The 427-nt window shown below is 63.9% G+C and carries 1 protein-coding gene; it reads left to right on the plus strand.

Features of this window, described 5'->3' with window-relative positions; all coding sequences use genetic code 11:
* The coding region (locus EOA60_RS37085; RefSeq protein ID WP_245502736.1) for an NUDIX domain-containing protein at positions 1 to 397 on the plus strand (397 nt) is incomplete at its 5' end.
* Between the last annotated feature and the right edge of the window lie 30 nt (positions 398 to 427).

Raw genomic sequence — 427 nt, forward strand, 5'->3', positions numbered from 1 at the left:
GCCTTGGCGTGAGAACGAAAACGGCGTCGAGATCATGCTGATCACCAGCCGCGATACCGGGCGCTGGGTGCTGCCGAAAGGCTGGCCGAAAGCCAGGGAGCCGCTTTGCGTAGCTGCCGCCCGCGAAGCGGGCGAGGAAGCGGGGTTGCACGGCACGGTCTCGCATCTCGAAGCCGGCCGCTATTTCTACGGCAAGGTCCTGGCATCCGGCGAGGAAGTGCCTTGCGAGGTCCTGGTGTTCCCGCTCAAGGTGGACCGCGTCGCGGACCGCTGGAAGGAAAAGCGGGCTCGCACGCGCAAATGGGTCGGCTCCGCCGAGGCCGCCCGCATGGTCAACGAGCCCGATCTTTGCCAGATCATTGCCTATTTCTGCGCCGATCCGCGAAAATTCGCCTGAGTCATCGCTCACATAACGCATATGTGACCC

Source organism: Mesorhizobium sp. M1A.F.Ca.IN.020.06.1.1 (assembly GCF_004023265.1).
Taxonomy (GTDB): Bacteria; Pseudomonadota; Alphaproteobacteria; order Rhizobiales; family Rhizobiaceae; genus Mesorhizobium.